Source organism: Lysobacter daejeonensis GH1-9 (genome assembly GCF_000768355.1).
Taxonomy (GTDB): Bacteria; Pseudomonadota; Gammaproteobacteria; order Xanthomonadales; family Xanthomonadaceae; genus Aerolutibacter; species Aerolutibacter daejeonensis.
Window position 1 is genome coordinate 1 of the sequence record NZ_AVPU01000056.1, and the last position, 5,411, is coordinate 5,411.

Annotated in this window: 4 protein-coding genes; 2 read left to right on the top strand and 2 right to left on the bottom strand. The window is 69.7% G+C overall.

What is annotated here, in order from left to right; translation table 11 throughout:
* A partial coding sequence (locus N800_RS14745; RefSeq protein WP_036140395.1) for an ankyrin repeat domain-containing protein occupies positions 1–694 on the top strand: 694 nt, incomplete at its 5' end.
* A 97-nt stretch (positions 695–791) separates the two neighbouring features.
* Here the strand turns inward: N800_RS14745 and N800_RS14750 are convergent.
* Positions 792–2,609: a monovalent cation:proton antiporter-2 (CPA2) family protein gene (locus N800_RS14750; protein ID WP_036140398.1), complete on the bottom strand. Its 1,818-nt coding sequence runs from the start codon at positions 2,607–2,609 to the stop codon at positions 792–794.
* Between the two features lie 311 nt (positions 2,610–2,920).
* On the opposite strand from N800_RS14750, the gene N800_RS14755 reads away from it, so the two are divergent.
* Positions 2,921–3,775: a hypothetical protein gene (locus tag N800_RS14755; protein WP_052108304.1), complete on the top strand. Its 855-nt coding sequence runs from the start codon at positions 2,921–2,923 to the stop codon at positions 3,773–3,775.
* A 115-nt stretch (positions 3,776–3,890) separates the two neighbouring features.
* Here the strand turns inward: N800_RS14755 and rho are convergent.
* Positions 3,891–5,411 (bottom strand): transcription termination factor Rho (gene rho, locus N800_RS14760; protein WP_036140400.1); only part of this gene is annotated, 1,521 nt, incomplete at its 5' end.

Sequence of the window (5,411 nt, forward strand, 5' to 3'; positions counted from 1 at the left end):
CAGGCTGGGCGCCCGCTCAGGCGCCACGCCGCTGTCCGCGGCGGTCAGCATGCGCCACGTCGAACTTGTCGACCGGCTGATCGCGGCCGGTGCGCCGGTCGAGCAGCGCCTGCCCGGCGAGCTCACGGTGCTCATGGTCGCGTGCGCGCTGGGCCTGCCGGAGATGGCCGCGCGGTTGCTGGCCGCGCGTGCCGACGTGCACGCCATCGACGCGCAGGGGCGCACGCCGCTGCACTGCGCCGCCATGTACGCCTTCACCGCGCGCGAACGCAGCCGCGTGGTCGCCTTGTTCGACACCCTGCTGCTTGCCGGCGCCGAGGCGGGCATCAACCAGCCCGCGGCTGGCGCCACGCCGCTGCTGCTGCTGCTGGGCGCGCGTGCCGAGCCGGGCAGCGCCGCCGACGAGGACGTGCTCATCGCCGGCCTGGAACAACTGCTCGACCACGACGCCCGCCTGGACGCGCAGGATCCGCGCGGCTTCGGCCCGTTGCACCTGTCCGCACTGCACGGCCTGCTGGGCGTGGTGCAATGGCTGCAGCGCGCCGGTGCCGATGCCGACCTGCGCGACGGCCTGAACCGCACCCCGCGCGAGATCGCGGTGATGCGCGGCTTCGTCGACATCGCGGCCGAGCTGGATTCGCGCCCGCGCAGCGGTGACGTGTCGATGGCGCGCTTCCTGCGCGAGCAACGCTAGGCCACGGATGGCGGGGCGGTCCCGCCGCCCACCGGGAGCGTTCATCGCGATGGATGCTGTCGAACGAGCCGACATGCGCATTGCCCTGTCGGCCCGCTCAATCGGTGGAGCGTCGGCGCTCCACCGCCATGCCGCCCAGCACGCCCTCGCCCTGGTCGGCGTTGAACAGCTCTTCCAGCTCCTTGCGGGCATCGGCGGAGGTCTGCAGCAGCGCGGCTTCGTCGTCGTGCACCTGGTACTGCGCCAGCAGGACGCGTTCGTCGTGTTCGCGGAAGCGCCGCGCATGCTGTTGCGCCACGCCCGCCGGCACGCCCAGCGCCATCAGCACCTCCTCGCCCAGGCGCAGGCTGGAGTGGAACATCTCGCGCACCGCGTGCGCGCCCAGGTCCATCAGCTCCCACGCATGGCGACGGTCGCGGGCGCGCGCGAACACCTTCGCGTCCGGATACAGGCGGCGGATGGTGCGCACCGTGTGCAGGCTGCCCTCGGTTTCGTCGATGGCGATGACGAACGCCTTGACGTGCGCCGCGCCGGCCGAGCGCAGCAACTCGGGGTTGGCCGGATCGCCGTAATAGATGATGTTGCCGAACCGGCGCACGAAGTCGACCTGGTCGGCACTGTGCTCGATGGCGATGAACGGCACGCGTTGCGCCACCAACAGGCGGGCGATGATCTGGCCGAAGCGGCCGAAGCCGGCGATCAGCACCTGCGGGTGGCCGTCGGGGATGGCGTCGAAGGCGCGCTTGGGCGGGGCGGGCGCGTGGGCGGCCAGCAGCCGCGTCACCGCCATCACCAGCACCGGCGTCAACGCCATCGACACACCCACCACCGCCACCAGTCGGTCGCGCAGCGCTTCGGCCAGCAGTCCGGCCTTCACCGCTTCGGAGAACACCACGAACGCGAACTCGCCGCCCAGTGCCAGCACCGCCGCCAGTTGCAGCGCTTCGCGCCGGTCAAGGCCGCCGGGCAGGCGCCCGACCAGCAGCAGCAGCACGAACTTCACCGCCATCAGGCCCGCGACCAGGCCCAGCACCTGGCCAGGCTCGGCCATCACCCGCCCCAGGTCGATGGACATGCCCACCGCCATGAAGAACAGGCCCAGCAGCAGGCCCTTGAACGGATTGATCTGCGATTCCAGCTCGTGGCGGAATTCCGAGTCGGCCAGCAGTACGCCGGCCAGGAAGGCGCCCAGGCCGGCGGACAGGCCCGCCTCCTGCATCAGCCACGCCGCGCCCAGCACGGTGAGCAATGCCGCGCCGGTGAACACCTCGGGCATCTGCGCGCGCGCCACCACGCGGAACAGGTGGCGTAGCGCCCAGCGGCCGCCCAGCGCCAACAGCGCGATCGCGCCCAGCGCCTTGATCAGTTCTTCCCAGCCCAGACCGCCCTCGACGGCCGCGGCGCGGCCCAGCAGCGGGATCGCAGCCAGCAGCGGAATCGCGGCGATGTCCTGGAACAGCAGGATCGCGAAGCCCAGTCGGCCGTGGTCGGTGTTGAGCGCCTTGCGTTCGGACAGCAGCTGTAGACCCACCGCCGTGGACGACAGTGCCAGGCCTACGCCCACCACCAGTGCGGCCTTCCAGCCCAGGCCCAGCGCCATTGCCGCCGCGCCCAGCGCCAACCCGGTCAGCGCCACCTGCGCGCCGCCACTGCCGAACACCGGCCGGCGCATCACCTTCAGTCGCGAGGGCGAGAGCTCCAGGCCGATGACGAACAGCATCATCACCACCCCGATCTCGGCCGCTCCCAGCACCGGTTCCGCGTCGCGCACGAAGCGCAGGCCATTGGGGCCCAGCGCCACGCCCGCCACCAGGTAGCCCAGCACCGCCCCCAGCCCGAAACGGCGGAAGGCCGGCACCGCGATCACCGCGGCCAGCAGGAAGACCAGTGCGAGTTCGAGACCGCCGCCGTGCATGTGCGCTCCTTGGGCGCTCACGCGCCGGGATGTGGGCCATGGTAACGGTCGCCGTCGTGGAGGCAATGCATGAATGGGGGGCATGCGGCGCGGGTGGAGGTGGCGCCGTCCATCGCGAGGCCGGCGCAAACGGGTGGGCTCCTTCCTTGTTGGCGCCGAGGGTTGCCGGCAGCATCGCCACACACGGTGACGTCAGGCGGCAAGGGCGTTCGGTGGCGCAGGGGATTGCCGCTTCGCCTCACCCACCTTGGCCTCGCAGTGCTGCTAGCATCGTCGTTACAGGTCACATGACACGCAAAAGGAGTCGCGGAATGTTCATGAGGTTGGGAGTGGCGTTGACATTGGGCCTGGTGCTGGCACCGGCAATCGCCGGCGGCATCGTCTCGGTACGCAAGCAGATCGAGGCGAGCATGGTGCTCACCGGCACGATCGAGATCGACGCCAGCGGCCAGGTGGTGGACTACCAGTTGGACCAACCGGATAAGGTCGACCCCGGCGCATTGCAGGTGCTCCGGGGCAGCGTGGCGCACTGGCGCTTCGAGCCGGTGATCCGCGATGGCCGGGCCGTGCCGGCGCGCTCGCGGATGTCCGCGCGGTTGGTCGCGCGCAAGCGCGACGATGGCAACTTCCAGGCCATGGTGACGGATGCGGATTTTCCCGGCATGCCGGAGCCAGGCGCGGTGGCGATCACCGGGAAGAACTTGGTGCGCCCGGCATTTCCCGATCGCCCGTTGCGTGACGGGGTATCGGCCATGGCCTATGTCGTGGTGAAGGTCGGCGCCAACGGTTTGGTGGAAGAGGCCGCCGTCGAGCAGATCAACCTGGCGGGCGTCGCCAACGAGAGCAAGATGGCGTCCTGGCGCGAGTCGTTCGCCAATGCATCGCTGAAGGCGGCGCGTGCCTCCACCTTCACCATGCCCACGGCCGGCGAACAGCTCGGCCAATCGATGGCGGTGCGCATTCCGTATGCTTACCAGATCGACGGCGGGGTTTTGATCGACAAGTCCTACGGGCAATGGGTGGCCTACGTTCCGGGCCCGCGCCAGCCCGTGCCGTGGCTGTTGGGCGTGCATGCCGGCTCTCCGGACCTGGTAGCCGCCAACAGCCTGCAGCCGCTGGGGACGCAGCCTGGCTTGCGCTTGCTGTCGCCGCTCGGCAACGGTTGAACGCGCGCCGGCTCAGGTCGGCTACGTCGCCGGAGAGCCGAAACGAAGACGCCCCGCAGTGCGGGGCGTCTTCGTTTCCGCAGCCCCGCATTGCGGGGCGTGGGAGCCTTCCGACTCAGCGCTTCATAGAACTGAAGAACTCGTCGTTGGACTTGGTGGTCTTCATCTTGTCCAGCAGGAATTCCATTGCACCGATCTCGTCCATGCCGTGCAGCAGCTTGCGCAGGATCCAGATCTTCTGCAGCAGCTCCGGTTCGATCAGCAGGTCCTCGCGGCGGGTGCCGCTGCGGTTGATGTCGATGGCCGGGTACACGCGCTTCTCGGCGATGCGGCGGTTCAGGTGCACTTCGCTGTTGCCGGTGCCCTTGAACTCTTCGTAGATCACCTCGTCCATCTTGCTGCCGGTGTCGATCAGCGCGGTGGCAATGATGGTCAGCGAGCCGCCTTCCTCGACGTTACGTGCCGCGCCGAAGAAGCGCTTCGGGCGGTGCAGCGCGTTGGCGTCCACACCGCCGGTCAGCACCTTGCCCGACGAGGGCACGACGTTGTTGTACGCGCGGGCCAGGCGGGTGATCGAGTCGAGCAGGATCACCACGTCCTTCTTGTGCTCGACCAGACGCTTGGCACGCTCGATCACCATTTCGGCGACCTGCACGTGGCGCCCGGCGGGTTCGTCGAAGGTCGACGAGACCACTTCGCCGCGCACGGTGCGCTGCATTTCGGTCACTTCTTCCGGGCGCTCGTCCACCAGCAGCACGATCAGGTGCACGTCCGGGTGGTTGCTGGTGATGGCGGTGGCGACCTGCTGCATCAGCATGGTCTTGCCGGCCTTGGGCGGCGACACGATCAGCGCGCGCTGGCCCTTGCCCTGCGGCGCCATCAGGTCGAGGATGCGGCCGGTGATGTCCTCGGTGCTGCCGTCGCCGCGTTCCAGGCGGAACTTCTTGCGCGGGAACAGCGGGGTGAGGTTCTCGAACAGGGTCTTGTTCTTCGACGCCTCCAGCGGCTCACCGTTGATGGTGTCGACGATGTTGAGCGCGAAGTAGCGTTCGCCGTCCTTCGGCCAGCGGATGCGACCGGAGAGGTGGTCGCCGGTGCGCAGGTTGAAGCGGCGGATCTGGCTGGGGCTGATGTAGGTGTCATCCGGGCCGGCCAGGTAGCTGGCCTCGGCCGCGCGCAGGAAGCCGAAGCCGTCCGGCAGGATCTCCAGCACGCCGTCGGCGGCGACGCCTTCGCCATGGCGGGTCAGCACCTTCAGCAGGGCGAAGATCACGTCCTGCTTGCGCGCGCGGGCCACGCCGTCGGTGATCTGCAGCTGCTCGGCGATTTCCAGCAGCTTGGGCGTGGGCATGCGCTTGAGGTCGCCCAGCGAGTACGCCGGGAAGCCTTCCGGCACCTGCGGATGGGGCCGGGCCACGAAGGTGTCGCTGCCGCCGCCGTCGTCCGGCATGCCGCCGTCGCGCTGGCGGTCTCGCTGGCGATCGCGGCGGTTGCGGAAGCGGTCGCGGCGGTTGCCACGCCCGTCGAAGTCGCGGTCGTTGCGCTGGCCGCCCTGGCCCTGGTTCTGGCCACTCTGGGCCTGGCCCTGCGCGGCACCGCCTTCAGCCGAAGCCTGTGCGGCGCCACCCTCACCGCC